The following is a 17,771-nucleotide window of genomic DNA, read 5'->3' as shown; positions in this document are numbered from 1 at the left end:
TCCTCATAATGTTCGGGCTAGTTTAAATTGTTTTTAGTTAAATGATAATCTCTATCAGCAGAAACTTTTAAAATTCAATGTGATAACGAATCTAATCGTCCCTGTAATAAAAAAGGCTCCAATGAGCCTTTTCTTATGCTTAATATTGCAAATTATGATGCTTTTTCAACTTCGTTAACCATAGAAAGCGCCAATGCTTCGGCCGCTTTAATACCATCAATGCCTGCTGATAAAATCCCGCCCGCATAACCTGCACCTTCACCTGCCGGATAAAAGCCTTTCAGGTTGATGCTTTGGAAATCTTTACCCCGTTTAATGCAAATGGGTGATGACGTGCGAGTTTCTACTCCAGTTAACAAACCATCATCAGAGGCAAATCCTTTGATCTGCTTATCAAACGCTGGGATCGCTTCACGAATGGCTTCAATGGCAAAATCAGGCAACGCTTTTGAAATATCCGTCAACTTGATGCCGGGTGTAAAAGAGGGTTCGACATCACCTAACGCACTCGGATCACGACCTTGTAAAAAGTCACCAATTTTTTGTGCTGGCGCATCGTAGTTTTCGCCGCCAAGTTGATAAGCTCGTGATTCAAGTTCACGTTGGAAGCGCACGCCCGCTAGCGGATCACCGGGATAATCACGTTCAGGATCAATACCCACCACAATCGCACTGTTAGCATTACGTTCTGCGCGAGAATATTGACTCATGCCATTGGTCACAACGCGCCCCTCTTCAGAAGTAGCCGCCACTACCGTGCCACCGGGGCACATGCAGAAGCTATAAACAGTGCGGCCATTCTTACAGTGGTGAACCAATTTGTAGTCCGCCGCGCCAAGAATGGGGTTACCCGCATTCGAACCAAAACGCGCTTCATCAATCATTGATTGTTTATGCTCAATACGGAACCCTACTGAAAAGGGTTTGGCTTCCATATAAACGCCACGTTCATGCAGCATTTCAAAGGTATCACGTGCGCTATGACCGACCGCAAGGACAACATGACGCGTTTTAATTTCTTCACCATTTGACAGCGTAAGCCCGGTAATTTGCCCTTCTTCGATGTGAATGTCATCAACACGAGTACTAAAACGAATTTCACCGCCTAATTCGATGATTTTGGCTCGCATTTTTTCAATCATGGTCACCAATTTGAACGTACCAATGTGCGGTTTGCTCACGTACATGATTTCAGCAGGTGCGCCCGCAGCGACAAATTCTGTAGTGACCTTACGACCATAGAAGTTAGGATCTTTCACTTGGCTATAGAGTTTTCCATCAGAAAAAGTTCCCGCTCCACCTTCGCCAAACTGCACGTTAGATTCAGTATTCAATGTACGTTTACGCCAAAAACCAAAGGTATCTTTGGTGCGTTCGCGCACTTCTTTACCACGCTCGACAATGATTGGGTTAAACCCCATTTGAGCAAGAATCAGTCCTGCGAATAGACCACAAGGGCCAAAGCCTATCACCACTGGGCGCTCAGTAAGATTCGCTGGCGCTTGAGCAACGAATTTGTACTCCATATCCGGCGTCACTTTCACATGCGGATCATCAGCAAACTGAGCAAGCAACTCTGTTTCATTCTCCACGCTCACATCTAGCGTGTAAATCAGCATGATTTTCGTTTTCTTACGAGCATCGTAGCCACGTTTAAACATATTGAATGAAAGAACTTGTTCATCAGCAATACCAAGTTTTTCAGTAATAGCAGCAAAAATTGCCCCTTCCTCGTGGTCCAAAGGAAGTTTAATTTCGGTTAAACGTATCATGTCGGTGTCTCGTTTTAGTCGGTGTCTTAGCCAAAGCCGCAAGCGGCCCGCTCACAATGGCGCGCATTTTACGGGAAATGGCGTTATCTGTCATACTAAATCCAGAATTCATCACACGTTACGCTAGATATTGATAGCGTTGGATGTTGAAATTTAACTTGGGATGCGTATTATCCCCATTCTTCATTTTTGACTAACTAAGAGCTGATCATCATGGCGTTTGTCGTAACGGATAATTGCATCCAATGTAAATTTACTGACTGTGTCGCGGTATGCCCTGCAGATGCCTTTCACGAAGGCCCCAATTTTATGGTGATCAACCCCATTGAATGCATTGATTGCGGTTTATGTGTTCCTGAATGTGCAGCTCAAGCTATCTTTCAAGAAGATGAACTCCCAGAAGATCAGAAGATTTACATCGAACTCAATGCTGAGCTTGCCGACATATGGCCGGTGCAAACCGAAGTCAAACCAGCCATGGATGATGCTGAAAAATGGAATGGCGTGCCAAACAAACTAGGGATGTTAGAGAAGTAGTCTTTTCTTCTTATAACTAAGCGTTATAAAAAAAGCGCAAACACGGCATCCGTTATTACGCTTTTTGACGACAATCCAAAGCAACAACTTTTAAGCTTTACTTATTGACCGAGTGATCTTGGTTTGATCTAGTGATGTTGGCGGCGCAGGTTATCCAAAATAATACCCGTAGCCATTGCTACGTTAAGTGACTCTGCTCCCCCGAAGGCGGGAATGGTGATTTTGTCGGTGACATATTGAGCTGCTTCGGCACGAATACCATGCGATTCACTGCCCATCAATAGAATCCCTTCAGCAGCAAATTTCGTATGATGCACGTTCTCACCTTCTAAAAAAGCCCCATAAACAGGTAGATTTGAACTCTGTAAATAAGCACCCAAATCCACTTGGCTCACCGTAACACGCCCAAAGCTACCCATGGTGGCACTGATGGTCTTCGGATTGTATGGATCGGCGCAATCGTGACTAGCGACAATGTGTTTAATGCCATACCAATCAGCGACACGGATAATCGTCCCTAAATTACCGGGGTCAGAAACACCATCGAGAGCGATCATCAATCCTTTCGCTTCAGGTACCGTCACTTCGGGGATTTCAACGACGGCGATTGCCGCATTATTGCTCACCAAAGTGCTGGCTTTGGTTAAGTCATCTAATGTGGCCTCAATGCATTCAAAAACACTAAGCTCAACGCGGTTTTGTGCGATAAACTCCGCAGTGGCAAAAACCTGCTTTACCGTCAGTTGGCTGTTAATCAATTCCAACACGTTCTTTTCGCCTTGCACTAAAAACAGGCCATGAGCCTTGCGCTGTTTCTTTTGGCCTAAAGCACGAAGTAGTTTCAGTTGGTTTTTTGAAATCATAAAATATCCGCAGTGAGGTAAGGTTGGCCTAGTAAAAACGCCGCATTATAGAGTAAAGGCCGTCAGAGCTAAAGCAGTGTAAGTCGAGTTTCAATACCATATGTTCAGTTACTAACAAACAAGGAAATCCATATGAAACGTTTTCTTCCCTCTTCCGTTATGTTAACCCCCTTTGTCGTCAAGCATTATGATCAACAAGATAGTGATCAACTTGAAGATGATCATCATAAAGAGCCCAACGACAATGACACAAAAGAGAACGAAGAATCGAGCTAAAAGCTCAGACATTAGTTTATAATCCACTCATTAAATAACTTTACAACCCATTTTTTGACGTTATTATCGCGACGCAAACGTTTTCCCAACCCGTACAATACTAAATAATGAGGGTTTTATGCTGCCTGATATTGAAATTTGCCGCGCCACTTCATTAACCTCCATAGAGGCTATCGCTAACAAAGCAGGATTCACCGCCAGCGAATTCCACAGCCAAGGCCGCTTTAAGGCCAAAATTTCATTAAGTTGCCTTGAACGTTTGCAAACACAAACGGTTGGAAAGTTAATCCTTGTGACTGCTATTACCCCAACGCCATTAGGGGAAGGAAAAACCGTCACGACCATAGGCCTATCACAAGGAATGGCAAAATTGGGTCATTCGGTGATGGCATGTATTCGTCAACCCTCAATGGGACCAATCTTTGGTGTTAAGGGCGGAGCCGCTGGCGGCGGTTATTCACAAGTGGCACCAATGGAAGAGCTCAATTTGCATCTCACTGGCGATATCCACGCCGTCACAGCCGCGCATAACCTAGCGGCAGCGGCGATAGATGCCCGGATCTATCACGAACAGCGCCTTGGTTATGACGATTTCGAGCAACGCACCGCAATGAAAGCACTGCGTATCGACCCGAATAATGTGATTTGGAAGCGAGTGATGGATCACAACGATCGCGCACTGCGCATGGTTACCGTTGGCCGAAATGAAACGGATAAATCAATCAATGGCTTTGAACGTGAAGACGGTTTTGATATTTCAGCGGCTTCTGAGTTAATGGCGATTCTTGCATTAGCCAAAAACTTAAACGATCTGCGTCAACGGATTGGGCGGATTGTCGTCGCCTATAGCCACCATGGTACACCGATTACCACCGAAGATTTGCAAGTCGCTGGGGCGATGGCTGTCAGTATGAAAGAGGCGATTGAACCTACATTAATGCAAACGTTAGAAGGCGTACCGACACTGATTCACGCCGGGCCTTTTGCCAATATCGCGCACGGTAACTCTTCTATTATCGCCGATGACATCGCTACAAGATTAGCCGAATTTACTGTAACAGAAGGCGGCTTTGGCTCTGATATGGGATTTGAAAAGGCGTGTAATATTAAAGCCGCGACATCTGGGAAAGCGCCAGATTGCGCCGTTATCGTCACCACACTTCGCGGCTTAAAAGCGAACTCTGGTCTGTATGAATTGCGTCCCGGCCAGCCAGTTCCCGACACTCTATTTCAGCCAGACCATGCCGCGTTGGTGTCCGGTTTTGAAAATCTCAAATGGCATATTGAAAATGTGAGTAAGTATGGAATACCCGCCGTAGTTGCCATTAACCGCTTTCCACAAGACAGCCAAGAAGAGCTTGAGCAGCTCGCCATGATGATTCACGCACTACCCTACCAGGTAGAGGTTGCACTGAGTGAAGGTTTTGCTCTTGGAGGCGAAGGGACGACTGAGCTTGCTTCCAAAGTCATTAAGCAGTGTCAAAAAGTGAGTACGTTCACACCGTTATACCAAGCACAGCAGACGATCGAAGATAAGATCAACGCCGTAGCGAAAAAGGGCTATGGCGCGGCAAGCGTCACTTTTACTGATAAAGCACGACGTCAAATGCACAACATGCAAGAGCAAGGTTACGGGAAGCTTGCTGTCTGTTTGGCGAAGACGCCGCTTTCAATTTCAACCAACGCTGCGATTAAAGGCGCACCAAAAGGTTTTGATGTACCGATCCGCGAATTAAAGCTCTGTGCGGGTGCTGGCTTTATCTATGCGCTATGCGGCAACGTGATGACCATGCCGGGTCTTCCTGAAAAACCCGCCTTCATGCATTTAGACATTGATTCTAAAGGAAATATTATCGGCCTAACCTGATATTATTGTTCGAAATTAACCTTTCTGAGCACAAATCTTCGGGCTCAGAAAGGTTTTCTTCACGCTATTTGTTTTCTTTCTCTGTAATTTTTTTCGCTTTTCACCGTTCTTTACCAGTATCAATAAAAAATAAGTAAGGTCGGTTATGAAACGTTTTACTCCCTTTATATTCTCAATAGCACTTATTGTGCCTATTCTGTTTTCGCTATTTAGCCAAGCAGAAACTCAGCCTAAAACCATGCCCAGCATTGGTAATCAGCAAATCGCGACATTAGCCGGGGGCTGTTTTTGGTGTACAGAATCTGATCTTGAAAAACTCAACGGTGTCATTAGCGTTGTCTCTGGTTATGCGGGTGGCAGCTTTGAAAACCCTACCTATAAACAAGTCTCATCAGGAAAATCGGGCCACATTGAAGTGATTCAAGTGACCTTTGATCCGCAAGTTGTCAGCTACGAGAATGTATTGGATCATTTTTTCCGCCACATTGATCCGACAGATGATCAAGGCTCGTTTGTTGATAGAGGCCCACAGTATCGGCCTGCCATTTTCTATCACAACAGTGAACAGAAGCAGACCGCGCAGCGCTTTATGCAAGAAATCGATGCGCTAGGGATCTTCAAAAAGCCGCTCAAAACAGAGCTGATTCAATACAGCCAATTTTGGCCTGCTGAAGAGTACCACCAAGACTTTTATAAAAAGAGCAAAGTACGTTACACCTACTATCGTCATGCTTCCGGACGTGATCAATATCTTGATACCATCTTCGGTAAAGATCGTAATGAGCATCCAAAAACCTTACGTCAATTGATCGAAGCACAAAAAATGCAAAACAACGTTAAGGCATACATCAAACCTTCGAATGAAGAAATACGCACCAAATTGACTGATTTACAATATTACGTGACGCAAGAAGAAGGTACTGAACGCGCATTTAACAATGAGTATTGGGATAACAAAGCCGATGGTATTTATGTCGATGTGGTCAGCGGAGAGCCATTATTCTCTTCTACCGACAAATACCGTTCTGGTACAGGCTGGCCCAGTTTTACTCGGCCAATTAATGAAGCGTATATTGCGACCAAAAGCGATTCTCGGCTTTTTTATACCAGAACCGAAGTGCGCAGCCGTTTTGCAGATTCTCACCTAGGTCATGTCTTTGAGGATGGACCAGCACCAACCGGCTTACGCTACTGCATGAACTCTGCCGCGATGCGATTTGTACCAAAAGAGGCGATGCAAGCTGAAGGCTATGGCGAGTACTTGGTTCTGTTTAAATAAAATTTGGCTCTGTTTCAATAAAGCGTGCGTGGTAAAACGAAAAAGCCCTCGGCTTCACTTGCGAGGGCTTTTTTAGTTGATCAACATTAATCGATGGACTCAACTGAGATTCGATTAATGTAAACCATGGAAAAATTCGGCGCGGGTGGCAGGGTTAGATTTAAAAATACCGCCTAATGCTGTGGTGGTCGTTTCACTGGTCGCATCCATAACACCACGTGACTTAACGCAGTAATGAGTGGCATCAATAGTGACTGCGACATCGTCTGAACCGAGTAAGGTTTGCAAAGCCACCAGTATCTGCTGTGTCATTCGCTCTTGAACTTGGGGGCGCTGAGCAAAAAAACGTACAATACGGTTAATCTTAGAAAGACCAATTATCTTGCCTCTTGGGATATACGCCACCGCGGCTTTACCATCGATAGTCACTAGGTGATGCTCACAGGTACTGGTTACGGTAATCTCTTTTACGCGCACCATTTCACTGACGTTCATCTTGTTTTCGATCACAGTAATTTTGGGGAAGTTTTGATAATCAAGGCCAGAAAACACTTCATCCACATACATTTTCGCAATTCGATGGGGTGTCTCTTCTAAACTGTCGTCGGTCAAGTCAAGACCGAGTAATGTGAGGATCTCACGCATATGGTGTTCGATTTTTTCTTTCTTTTCTTCACGAGTAACCTCATTTGGACGCATAGGCGTTTCCAAACCTCGGCTCTCTAGCGCATCTTTGACCAACTTTGCTGATTCGCTAAGACCTAGCATTCCGATTCCTCTTACTTTTTACCCCTTTCGGATGGCAGACAAGGATACTCGGAATTTTGAATAATTACATCCATATTTTAAGGATGGTCATTATTGCCCGTAAGCAATGTATGATAAAGTCCTCGCAAAGAAAAAAGCTATAGGAACCGACCATGGGCTGTTGTGATTCACCGGGCTTAATGCCTATCGAACAAGCGTTAGAGACAATGCTAGCGAATATCAAACCCATCCAAACGACGCTGAAACTACCGCTAGCCGACGCGTTAGGCTATGTGTTGGCCGAAGAGTTACTCTCACCCATTTTTGTGCCGCCTTTCGATAACTCAGCGATGGATGGATACGCTATTCGATTAGCTGACCTGCAACAGTCAACCACCCTGCCGCTGGCTGGCAAATCTTTTGCCGGTCTTCCATTTGAAGGGCCGTGGCCAGCCAACAGTTGCGTGAGAATTATGACTGGCGCGAAAATTCCAGCTGGTTGCGACGCGGTGATCATGCAAGAGCAAACGACCGAAAACGAAAATGGTATCTGCTTTCTACAGCCGAATGCAAAGCCTCAGCAAAATATTCGCCCCACTGGTGATGACATCAAACAAGGCGATGTAGTGCTACATAAAGGGGCTCGCTTGACTTCGCGTGATATCCCAATGATTGCCACACTCGGCATCAGCCATGTGACCGTTTTTCGTAAACCTAAAGTGGCCTTTTTCTCAACTGGAGATGAGCTAAAACCACTCGGTGAACCTCTTGCTGAGGGGCAAATCTATGACAGTAATCGTTATGGCATTAAACCATTAATTGAGAATTTTGGTTGTGAAGCGATTGATCTTGGGATCATTGCTGATTGCCCTGCCACTTTAAAAGCTACCTTCGATAAAGCTCAACATTTGGCCGATGTGGTTATTACTTCTGGCGGCGTAAGTGTAGGCGAAGCTGACTATACCAAAGATATTTTGCAAGAACTCGGAGAAATCGGTTTTTGGAAACTGGCAATAAAACCGGGCAAACCGTTTGCATTTGGAACATTAGATCATGCTTGGTTCTGTGGCTTACCTGGCAACCCCGTCTCAGCCGTATTAACCCTATACGTCTTGGTGCAACCTATGCTGGCTAAATTGGCTGGACACACTCAGTGGAAAGCACCGGAGTCCATTCCAGCCATCACTAAAAATGCCTTTAAAAAATCACCGGGCCGTACTGACTACCAACGCGGTATTTACACAATTGAAAATGGCCAGTTTGTTGTTGAAACTACCGGAAACCAAAGTTCGGGGGCATTTCGTTCGATGAGTCTCGCCAACTGTTTTGTGGTGTTAGAACAAGATCGTGGCCGAGTGGAAGTGGGCGAAACCGTCAATATCCAACTTTTTAATCCCAGCTTGTATTAAGGATCACTATGGAGATCCTATCTGATCAAGAGCTACTGCGTTACAACCGACAAATCATTCTCAAACAGTTTGATTTTGAAGGACAAGAAGCACTTAAACAAAGCTCTATTTTAATTCTTGGCGCAGGAGGATTGGGCTGCGCTGCAAGCCAATACCTTGCCACGGCAGGTGTTGGTTCACTCACGCTCATCGATGATGATGTGGTTGAGCTCTCTAATTTACAGCGCCAAGTGCTGCATAGCGATGCCGATATTGGACGTAAAAAAGTGGACTCAGCGGCAGAGTCACTGCGTATGCTTAACCCGTATTTAACGGTAAATACCGTTGATCAACGCCTTGAAGATGCACAATTGAAAGCATTAATTGAACAGCATTCTTTAGTGCTGGATGCATCAGATAACCTTGATACTCGTAACCAATTGAATAAAATCTGCTTTCAAACTAAAACACCACTGGTATCTGGTGCTGCGATTCGTATGGAAGGGCAAGTCAGCGTGTTTATGTATCAGCACCCAGACGAGCCCTGTTACCAATGTTTAAGCGCTCTTTTTGGTAGTAACGTACTCACTTGCGTCGAAGCGGGCGTAATGGCCCCTGTCGTCGGGATTATTGGCGCGGTACAAGCTATGGAAGCGATCAAAGTGATCGCTCAATATGGGCAGGTAAAACAAGGCAAAATTTTGATGTTGGACGCTCTTTCAATGACGTGGAGAGAAATGAACTTAATCAAACTCGCTCACTGCCAGACTTGCCAGTAAATGAACGACAAAGACTCAATAATGTCTTTCTCGTTCGTCCACCGCATCAGCCCACACAATAGGAGAGTTAAACTCATGTCACCACTCGTCTCCCCCCAATGGCTAGCACAAAAGTTAGGCGACCCGCGCACCGTTATTCTTGATTGCAGTATTGAATTCCAAATTCCCAGTGAAACTGAGAAAGATACTCTGCATAACATTCCCGGCGCTCACCGCTTTGATTATGATGGTGAATTTTGTGACCTACAATCGCCACTACCTCATATGATGCCTAGTGAAGATCGCTTTAACCAATTAGCACAATCGATCGGTTTAAACCAGGATTCGATCGTCGTTGTCTATGACAATAGCGGGACGTTTGCATCACCGAGGGCATGGTGGATGCTCAAAGCGATGGGACATACGTCGGTATACGTTCTTGATGGTGGATTAACCGAATGGAAACGCCAAGGTTTACCCGTTGTAAAAAAGTACACACACGCCTTTAAACACGGAAACTTCCATGGCACGCTCGATCCTCGCTATTTTGTGAACGCAGACTATGTGCTTGCACAAATAGAGAACCCAGAGATCTTAACTGTTGATGCCCGTTCACAAGCCCGTTTTTTGGGTCAAGTGAAAGAACCAAGAGAAGGCGTACGCAGCGGTCATATTCCTCACTCTATTTGCTTACCTTTTACAGAGTTGATGAATGGGCATAAGCTTAAATCACCGCAAGATCTACAACCTATTATGCAAGCAACGCTGACTGCTGGAAAAGAGCAATACATTTTCAGTTGTGGCTCAGGCGTAACCGCCTGTATTGTGCTGCTGGCTGCGCAAATTTGCGGCTACGAAAAACTGTGCGTTTATGATGGTTCGTGGACGGAATGGGGGCCGCGCACTGAGCTGCCTATTGAGCTTTAGTCTCTGAATCAATCCCCACCGTCGTGGGGATTGATTCATGTCATAAGGATTATATAGGTTAAATTCAAACTGACGATTCTGTGACGGTTTTCATCTGCTCATCTAAATTCAGTACCGTTAACGCGTTGCTTACGCTGGTGGCAATCACATCAATTGCACCGGTGCGTAGCGCCCCAAGCAGCGCTAAAGGTTTGCTGTTTTCCGCCGCGATAGCGATCACCTCATCAATCGGTCGAAATTCGTCAATCCCTAACCCAATCACACGATCGCTCATCACCGTATTGGCAGCTTTACCGTGGATATCAAAAAAATCATAACCAGCGAAATCCCCCACTACACCTTGCTGTAAACGCGACTGCACCACTTCATCGGCGGTAAACCAACCGAGATCGACCATGTAGCTGTTTTCACTCATATCCCCAATACCCACTAACGCAATGTCCGCCTTACGTGCTAAATCTAAGGTTTGTTTGACGGTTGCATTTTGCATAAATGCTAATTTTTGTTCGCGATTTTCAGCATAGGCAGGCGCATAAAGCGTTTCAGAGCTTCCACCGTATTTTTTGGCCAGTTGCCGACAGATATGATCCGCATTAAACATCCCACCTCTTGGGTGAATGCCACCAATACTACAGACAAACTTACACTCTCGCGGTGTGATCACGCCAATATAATGCGCAACGGCCGATACATTTCGGCCTTGACCAACCGTCACAACCATGCCGTTTTTTAGCGTACTGGTCAGGTAATTGGAAACCAACCCCGCCACTTGTTGGCGCTGCAACTCTTCGCTAGGTTGGTCAAGTGCAACCAGCGCACGTTTTACGCCAAAGCGTTCAATTAGTCGCTGCTCAATTTTGGCGCTAAAAACAGGGTGATATTTCACCGTAATTTCGACAATCCCTTCATCGCGTGCCTGTTTAAGCATTCGCCCTACTTTGGCTCGTGAAAGAGAGAACTTTTTCGAAATCTCTTCTTGAGTTGCACCATCTTGGTAATAAGCCACTGAAATTTCAGTTAATAAGTCAGTATTTTCGATAGAAATGTCTTGATTGGGAGTGGTCATACGGGATCTCATGGTCAATATTGTGCGCAGAATAACGACAATTGAGCATTTGCTCATTGACCTAGCATAGGTTAAGCCTCATTTACTTTGCAACATTTGCTCACGGAAATTACATTTTCTCACTCTGTTCAATGCACAGTAACGTTCGCTTTCAACCCTTGATAAATCTAAGCAAACGTTTATTTATCAGCACTTAGATTAATTCACAAAAAAATAGTTGATTGATATCACTATAACCTCAGAACAGCGATTGACTTTCCCAGTGGATAAGATAAATATGGCTACATCATTTACTCAACGATCGAGCAAATGTTCAACGCAAATGTTCGGTCGCTGGAAATAATTGAGTTAGCTTTTCTGGCATGTGTAAGACATGGCTATGTGATTGCTAACCCGCTTGCAAATGCCCAGCAAACTCAAAATCTGGCTTGGCCCAAAGAAATAGGATGATCGATATGAGCAATAAATTAGAGCAACTTCGTAAAATGACGACTGTTGTTGCTGACACTGGTGAAATTGACGCAATCAAAAAATACCAACCAGAAGATGCGACCACTAACCCATCTCTCATTCTTAAAGCGGCTCAAATTGCAGAATACGCGCCACTGATTGATGCTTCTATCGCATACGCAAAAACACAGAGCTCAGACAAGGCTCAACAAGTTCAAGATACTTGTGACATGCTTGCTGTCAATATCGGTAAAGAGATCTTAAAAACGATTCCAGGGCGTATTTCTACCGAGGTCGATGCTCGCCTCTCTTATGATATGGAAGGTAGCGTGACAAAAGCGCGCCAACTGATCAAAATGTACAACGATGCTGGCATTACTAACGACCGTATTTTGATCAAGCTGGCTTCAACCTGGGAAGGTATTCGCGCAGCAGAGAGCCTTGAAAAAGAAGGCATCAACTGTAACCTGACTCTATTATTCTCCTTTGCTCAAGCACGCGCGTGTGCAGAAGCAGGCGTATTCCTGATTTCTCCATTCGTCGGCCGCATTATGGACTGGTACAAAGCCAAAGAAGGCCGTGATTTTGCACCGCAAGAAGATCCTGGTGTATTGTCCGTGACTGCTATTTACAATTACTACAAAGAACATGGCTACAAGACAGTCGTGATGGGTGCAAGCTTCCGTAATATCGGTGAAATTTTAGAGCTAGCAGGCTGTGATCGTTTGACTATTGCCCCTTCTTTACTGGCAGAACTCGAAGCAGCTGAAGGTGAAGTGGTTGAAAAACTGGTTGACTCTCAAGGTAACAAAGAACGCCCTGCAGCAATGACCCATGCAGAGTTCCTATGGGAACATAACCAAGACCCAATGGCCGTAGAAAAATTAGCGGAAGGCATCCGTAACTTTGCCATTGACCAAGGCAAACTTGAAGTCATGATTGCAGCCAAGTTGTAATCCACTTACGAATTAAAATTTGGGGAACGATTAACGTTCCCCTTTCCTTTCTAACTCTATTATTTGTCGGTAATTATTATGGAACGTAAACAATTAGCCAATGCCATCCGTGCTCTTAGTATGGACGGTGTTCAACAAGCTAACTCTGGTCACCCTGGTGCACCAATGGGTATGGCGGATATCGCTGAAGTTCTTTGGCGTGGCCACTTAAACCATAACCCACAAAACCCACAATGGGCTGATCGCGACCGTTTTGTGCTGTCAAACGGCCACGGCTCAATGCTGATTTACTCTTTATTGCACCTGAGCGGTTACGCGCTGTCGATTGATGATTTGAAAAACTTCCGTCAATTGCACTCAAAAACACCGGGTCACCCAGAATACGGTTACGCGCCGGGCATTGAAACCACCACGGGCCCACTAGGCCAAGGTATTACCAATGCGGTCGGCATGGCGATGGCTGAAAAAGCACTGGCGGCGCAGTTCAACAAACCGGATCACGACATCGTTGACCACTTCACTTATGTGTTCATGGGTGATGGTTGTTTGATGGAAGGCATCTCGCACGAGGCGTGTTCTCTGGCGGGCACACTGGGCCTTGGCAAACTGATTGCGTTTTGGGATGACAACGGCATCTCTATCGATGGTCATGTGGAAGGATGGTTCTCTGATGACACGCCAAAACGTTTTGAAGCGTACGGCTGGCATGTTATTGCTGCGGTTGATGGCCATAACGCTGAAGCGATTAATGCCGCGATTGAGGCTGCGAAAGCAGACCCTCGTCCAACCTTGATTTGCACCAAAACCATCATCGGTTTTGGTTCGCCAAATAAAGCGGGCTCACACGACTGTCACGGTGCCCCTTTAGGCGCTGAAGAAATCAAAGCAGCGCGTGAATTCCTGGGTTGGCCGCATGCACCTTTCCACATCCCTGCCGACATTTACGCGCAGTGGGATGCCAAAGAAGCTGGCCAAGCGAAAGAAAACGATTGGAATGCCAAGTTTGAAGCCTACGCCGCCGCTTACCCAGCCGAAGCTGCTGAGTTCAAACGCCGCGTAAATGGCGAGTTGCCAGCAGAATGGGAAGCGAAAGCGAGTCAAATTATTGCTGACCTTCAAGCTAACCCAGCCAATATTGCGTCACGTAAAGCGTCACAAAATGCGCTGGAAGCGTTTGGTAAAATGCTGCCAGAATTTATGGGCGGCTCGGCGGACTTGGCACCGTCTAACCTCACCATTTGGTCGGGCTCTCAGTCGCTCACGGCGGAAGACTTCTCGGGTAACTACATTCACTATGGTGTGCGTGAATTCGGTATGACTGCCATCATGAACGGTATCGCGCTGCACGGTGGCTTCGTTCCTTACGGCGCAACCTTCCTGATGTTTATGGAATACGCCCGTAATGCAATGCGTATGGCCGCGCTGATGAAGATTCAGAACATCCAAGTCTACACTCATGACTCGATTGGCTTGGGTGAAGATGGCCCAACCCATCAACCGGTTGAGCAAGTGGCTTCACTGCGTTTGACACCAAACATGAGCACATGGCGTCCGTGTGACCAAGTGGAATCAGCCGTCGCATGGAAGTTGGCGATTGAGCGTAAAGATGGCCCATCAGCGCTGATTTTCTCTCGTCAAAACCTAGCGCAGCAACCACGTAGCGAAGCGCAAGTTGCGGATATTGCGAAAGGTGGTTACATCCTAAAAGAGTGCGCGGGTCAGCCTGAGCTTATCCTGATTGCCACTGGCTCTGAAGTTGAACTGGCGGTAAAAGCCGCAGAGCAACTTACAGCCGAAGGTAAGAAAGTGCGCGTAGTTTCGATGCCATCGACCGATGCGTTTGATAAACAAGACGCAGCCTACCGCGAAGCCGTACTACCAGCAGCCGTGACTAAGCGTATCGCTATTGAAGCAGGTATCGCGGATTTCTGGTACAAGTACGTTGGTTTTGGCGGCAAGATTATCGGTATGACTACCTTTGGTGAGTCAGCACCGGCGGATCAATTGTTCAAAATGTTCGGCTTTACGACTGAAAACGTGGTGAAACAAGCACAAGAGCTGCTTGCTTAAGTCTTCTTATTTTTAATGCAAAAGCCCTGCGAGTCATTCGCTGGGCTTTTTTGATCTTGTCGCGTGTGAAAAAAGAGATACATCACTTAAAAGGCACGCCACCAAAAGGCATAACTTAATTATTGGAAACAATAAATAACACTTCCACACGACGGTTACATGCTTTACCTGCATTGGTTTTATTCGTACAAGCCGGAACGTATTCACCATATCCACGGGTAAAAATAGAGTCCATCGCCACATTACTTTTCACTAAAGTGTTCTTTACCGCTTTCGCTCGACGTTCAGACAAACCATCATTAAAAGTGGGCGCTCCACTACTGTCCGTATGACCATCAATCACAATATCAATACCGGGTTCTGAGGCTAAATAACGTCCCATCATAGTAAGCCAATCACCAGAGCCAGAGGAGACGGTGGACGAGCCCGTTTCAAATTTCACCGTATCTTTCAATTTAACCATAATGTGGTTACCCGGGAGAACCTCGTAATCAACGCCATTCTTCAATAAAAAACTTTGCAAAGAATCATAGCTACTCACGCGCTGCTGTCCCATCGGTCCTTGAACACCTGTTGAAGCAATCTTCGGCGCATAGCCCCATTCAGGGTAGAGCACGTCAAAATCACCTTTTGGCGCTGCATCCAATAGATTGTCGCTAAACATTCGATCTGCGGTGGCTAATGTTCCACACCCCGTTAACAACATCAATAACGGTAAGGCTAAATACTTCATTCAAGCATCACTCCATTCTCTTACTACCTAAACTGTATCGGCCAAGACTGTAAAACTTTATATATATTTGGTAGCAATTTCGTGGTTGTTTCTGTTTTCCTTGTCACGGTAAGCCGTTAGAATTCAAGTATTCTTTTTTAACTCAATACTCGTTATGAAAAAAAACACACGCTATTGGTTGACTCTCATCACAACACTACTGATTCTAGCAGGCTGCGGTGACAACACTACGCCACAAAAAGGGAAACAATATGATGAGCTTCCCGTAAGTCTTGCAACATACCGCCTGCCAGCCGTCACGGAAGTGTTTTCGCTGACTTGCGGACACTGTCGTTCAATGGAAAAGGTCATCCCAGAGCTAGAGAAAATAACAGGCGAAACATTTGGTAAACTGCATGTCACCTTTAACGAAGGCGCACAGATTGGAGCCATGATTTACTATTCAGCCGTGATGCAACTGGGAGCAATTCCCGATCATGCCATGATGGAACAGCTATTTTCGGTCGTGCAAATGGATGAAGAAGTAACGTTAAGTGAGCGTAAAGAAGCGATTGATTTGGCCTTCAGCCAGAGAGGGCTAATCAGCCCGTATTCGTTAGATGATGAGCAGCAAAAACAGTTATTCCAAGAGATTCAGCTCGCTGATGATATTTCAGTAAAAGGCCAAATCAATGCCGTTCCAACCTTTATTGTGAAAGGCAAATATTTAGTCATCACCTCCGGTCATAAAGATGTAGCAGATATCGCGAATACCATCTCATATTTATTGACTCACCCCTAATCCACAAGGCTTTAAAAATATGTCTAAATTTGTATTTCCAATTATTATTTTTTTACTGGCTGGCTTTTTCATCTATCGTACGTGGAATAACCACAAAATTGCCGATGAAAATTTTGCTAAAGGCCAAGCGTTTTTGGCTGAAAATACTCAGCAAGATGGCGTGATAACAACCGAAAGTGGCCTACAATATCTCGTACTCCAACAAGGTACTGGCACCATTCATCCGAAAGCCAACAGTCGTGTAAAAGTGCATTATCACGGTACTTTACTTGACGGTTCGGTGTTTGATAGCTCAGTTGAACGTAACGACCCGATTGTGTTTGGTTTGAAGCAGGTGATTCAAGGCTGGCAGGAAGGTCTACAACTGATGGTGGAAGGACAAAAAATGCGCCTGTTCATACCCAGTAATTTAGGTTATGGCAAAAGTGGCAGCGGCCCTATCCCACCTGCATCCGTACTGATTTTTGATGTGGAATTAATTGAAATCCAGTAAAGCGGAGTTGAGCCGCATTACGCGGCTCTATTCTTGAGAAGGGACTGGATAAAACACCAGTTTTCCTTCGTCTACCATCACACAATCCATTCCTCCAGCGTGAGCGGCTTGTTTACCCAAATGAGTATCTTCAAACACCACACAATGCTTAGGTTCGAGATCTAATAAAAAGGCTGCACGCAAAAATGTATCTGGATTAGGTTTATGGTTTTCAACATCAGACGCCGTTACTACAGCATCAAAGCGATTTAATAGCCCAGACTTTTTAAGCAATGCGAGTGCACTTTGCCTTTGGCTTCCAGTCCCAACCGCAAGCTTCTTTTTACCATAAAACTGCTCAACAACTTCATGGGTACAAGAAATTACCTCGCCACTATCTTCGATAGAAGAAAATGCCGCCATTTTAAATTGAGCGACCAGCTCTGGCACCAATTTGAGATCGTGCAGCTTATTGATTTGTGAAACGATTTTAGCGCTAGGCATGCCACCTAAACTGTGCAACCACTGTTCTGAGAATGGGAAACGAAAATGTTGCGCTGTTTTTGACCAAGCCTCTAAATGCGCTGGCATGGTGTCAAGCAACGTACCATCCATATCAAAAATAAGTCCTTGGTAATTTTCTAATTCAATCATGTTTACAGAGCGCCTCTAACAAATTCTATGGGAATCAACAAAGTAAAAATCCGCCTTCTTAGAAGGCGGCTTTGGTTTATAGCCCCCTATAAGGGGGCATCCCTGCACTGCTAGTTTATCTTCAACTCTAACTGCGCCTCATATTCTTGATCTTTCTTGTCTTGGTGCCTTACGT

Annotated in this window: 17 protein-coding genes; 11 read left to right on the top strand and 6 right to left on the bottom strand. The window is 45.4% G+C overall.

Going from position 1 to position 17,771, the window contains the following annotated elements:
- Window positions 1–152: 152 nt before the first annotated feature.
- The gene (locus AACT42_RS23250) at window positions 153–1,772 is read right to left on the bottom strand and encodes an NAD(P)/FAD-dependent oxidoreductase (RefSeq protein WP_094132947.1); all 1,620 of its coding nucleotides are present in this window, start codon (window positions 1,770–1,772) and stop codon (window positions 153–155) included.
- 213 nt (window positions 1,773–1,985) lie between these two features.
- On the opposite strand from AACT42_RS23250, the gene fdxA reads away from it, so the two are divergent.
- On the top strand, window positions 1,986–2,309 hold the full coding sequence (fdxA, locus tag AACT42_RS23245; protein WP_010318513.1) for a ferredoxin FdxA: 324 nt from the start codon (window positions 1,986–1,988) through the stop codon (window positions 2,307–2,309).
- A 128-nt stretch (window positions 2,310–2,437) separates the two neighbouring features.
- On the opposite strand, the gene AACT42_RS23240 is transcribed toward fdxA, so the two are convergent.
- The gene (locus AACT42_RS23240; RefSeq protein ID WP_094132949.1) at window positions 2,438–3,172 is read right to left on the bottom strand and encodes an RNA methyltransferase; all 735 of its coding nucleotides are present in this window, start codon (window positions 3,170–3,172) and stop codon (window positions 2,438–2,440) included.
- Between the two features lie 132 nt (window positions 3,173–3,304).
- Here AACT42_RS23240 and AACT42_RS23235 point away from each other — a divergent pair, with 132 nt between their 5' ends.
- From AACT42_RS23235 to msrB, 3 genes are all read left to right on the top strand, one after another.
- Window positions 3,305–3,448: a hypothetical protein gene (locus tag AACT42_RS23235; RefSeq protein ID WP_013867835.1), complete on the top strand. Its 144-nt coding sequence runs from the start codon at window positions 3,305–3,307 to the stop codon at window positions 3,446–3,448.
- Window positions 3,449–3,566: 118 nt separating this feature from the next.
- Window positions 3,567–5,315 carry a formate--tetrahydrofolate ligase gene (locus tag AACT42_RS23230; protein ID WP_094132950.1) on the top strand — a complete coding sequence of 583 codons (1,749 nt, stop codon included), beginning with the start codon at window positions 3,567–3,569 and terminating at the stop codon, window positions 5,313–5,315.
- A 145-nt stretch (window positions 5,316–5,460) separates the two neighbouring features.
- Window positions 5,461–6,594, top strand: coding sequence for a peptide-methionine (R)-S-oxide reductase MsrB (gene msrB, locus AACT42_RS23225; RefSeq protein WP_094132951.1), 1,134 nt, complete (start codon window positions 5,461–5,463; stop codon window positions 6,592–6,594).
- 114 nt (window positions 6,595–6,708) lie between these two features.
- On the opposite strand, the gene folE is transcribed toward msrB, so the two are convergent.
- The gene (gene folE, locus AACT42_RS23220) at window positions 6,709–7,362 is read right to left on the bottom strand and encodes a GTP cyclohydrolase I FolE (RefSeq protein WP_013867838.1); all 654 of its coding nucleotides are present in this window, start codon (window positions 7,360–7,362) and stop codon (window positions 6,709–6,711) included.
- Between the two features lie 152 nt (window positions 7,363–7,514).
- Here folE and moeA point away from each other — a divergent pair, with 152 nt between their 5' ends.
- Genes moeA through AACT42_RS23205 form a run of 3 tightly spaced genes read left to right on the top strand, consistent with a single transcriptional unit; the run spans window position 7,515 to window position 10,414 of the window.
- Entirely contained in the window at window positions 7,515–8,750 is a 1,236-nt protein-coding gene (gene moeA / locus AACT42_RS23215) for a molybdopterin molybdotransferase MoeA (RefSeq protein WP_017046934.1), read from the top strand.
- Window positions 8,751–8,758: 8 nt separating this feature from the next.
- Window positions 8,759–9,508: a molybdopterin-synthase adenylyltransferase MoeB gene (gene moeB / locus AACT42_RS23210; RefSeq protein ID WP_017045530.1), complete on the top strand. Its 750-nt coding sequence runs from the start codon at window positions 8,759–8,761 to the stop codon at window positions 9,506–9,508.
- 21 nt (window positions 9,509–9,529) lie between these two features.
- On the top strand, window positions 9,530–10,414 hold the full coding sequence (locus AACT42_RS23205; protein ID WP_176429096.1) for a sulfurtransferase: 885 nt from the start codon (window positions 9,530–9,532) through the stop codon (window positions 10,412–10,414).
- A gap of 64 nt (window positions 10,415–10,478) precedes the next feature.
- Here AACT42_RS23205 and AACT42_RS23200 read toward each other — a convergent pair whose 3' ends face one another.
- Window positions 10,479–11,480: a sugar-binding transcriptional regulator gene (locus AACT42_RS23200; protein ID WP_094132954.1), complete on the bottom strand. Its 1,002-nt coding sequence runs from the start codon at window positions 11,478–11,480 to the stop codon at window positions 10,479–10,481.
- Between the two features lie 455 nt (window positions 11,481–11,935).
- Between AACT42_RS23200 and tal the strand changes: the two genes are divergently transcribed.
- Complete coding sequence (gene tal, locus AACT42_RS23195) at window positions 11,936–12,886, top strand: transaldolase (RefSeq protein WP_094132958.1); 951 nt, start codon at window positions 11,936–11,938, stop codon at window positions 12,884–12,886.
- 75 nt (window positions 12,887–12,961) lie between these two features.
- Window positions 12,962–14,956: a transketolase gene (gene tkt, locus AACT42_RS23190; protein WP_217899768.1), complete on the top strand. Its 1,995-nt coding sequence runs from the start codon at window positions 12,962–12,964 to the stop codon at window positions 14,954–14,956.
- 115 nt (window positions 14,957–15,071) lie between these two features.
- On the opposite strand, the gene AACT42_RS23185 is transcribed toward tkt, so the two are convergent.
- On the bottom strand, window positions 15,072–15,689 hold the full coding sequence (locus tag AACT42_RS23185; RefSeq protein WP_013867846.1) for an OmpA family protein: 618 nt from the start codon (window positions 15,687–15,689) through the stop codon (window positions 15,072–15,074).
- Window positions 15,690–15,843: 154 nt separating this feature from the next.
- Between AACT42_RS23185 and AACT42_RS23180 the strand changes: the two genes are divergently transcribed.
- Both AACT42_RS23180 and AACT42_RS23175 read left to right on the top strand, forming a co-directional pair.
- A complete protein-coding gene (locus AACT42_RS23180; RefSeq protein ID WP_047690361.1) occupies window positions 15,844–16,470 on the top strand; it encodes a thiol:disulfide interchange protein DsbA/DsbL in 627 nt (208 codons plus the stop codon).
- Window positions 16,471–16,489: 19 nt separating this feature from the next.
- On the top strand, window positions 16,490–16,963 hold the full coding sequence (locus AACT42_RS23175) for an FKBP-type peptidyl-prolyl cis-trans isomerase (RefSeq protein ID WP_064626184.1): 474 nt from the start codon (window positions 16,490–16,492) through the stop codon (window positions 16,961–16,963).
- 27 nt (window positions 16,964–16,990) lie between these two features.
- Here AACT42_RS23175 and AACT42_RS23170 read toward each other — a convergent pair whose 3' ends face one another.
- Window positions 16,991–17,596 carry a beta-phosphoglucomutase family hydrolase gene (locus AACT42_RS23170; RefSeq protein ID WP_094183046.1) on the bottom strand — a complete coding sequence of 202 codons (606 nt, stop codon included), beginning with the start codon at window positions 17,594–17,596 and terminating at the stop codon, window positions 16,991–16,993.
- Window positions 17,597–17,771 lie beyond the last annotated feature (175 nt).

Origin of the sequence: Vibrio sp. V15_P4S5T153 (assembly GCF_963874485.1) — a bacterium.
GTDB lineage: Bacteria > Pseudomonadota > Gammaproteobacteria > Enterobacterales > Vibrionaceae > Vibrio > Vibrio anguillarum.
Note: the sequence above shows the minus strand (reverse complement) of the source record. Positions and strands in the feature narration are given on the sequence as shown.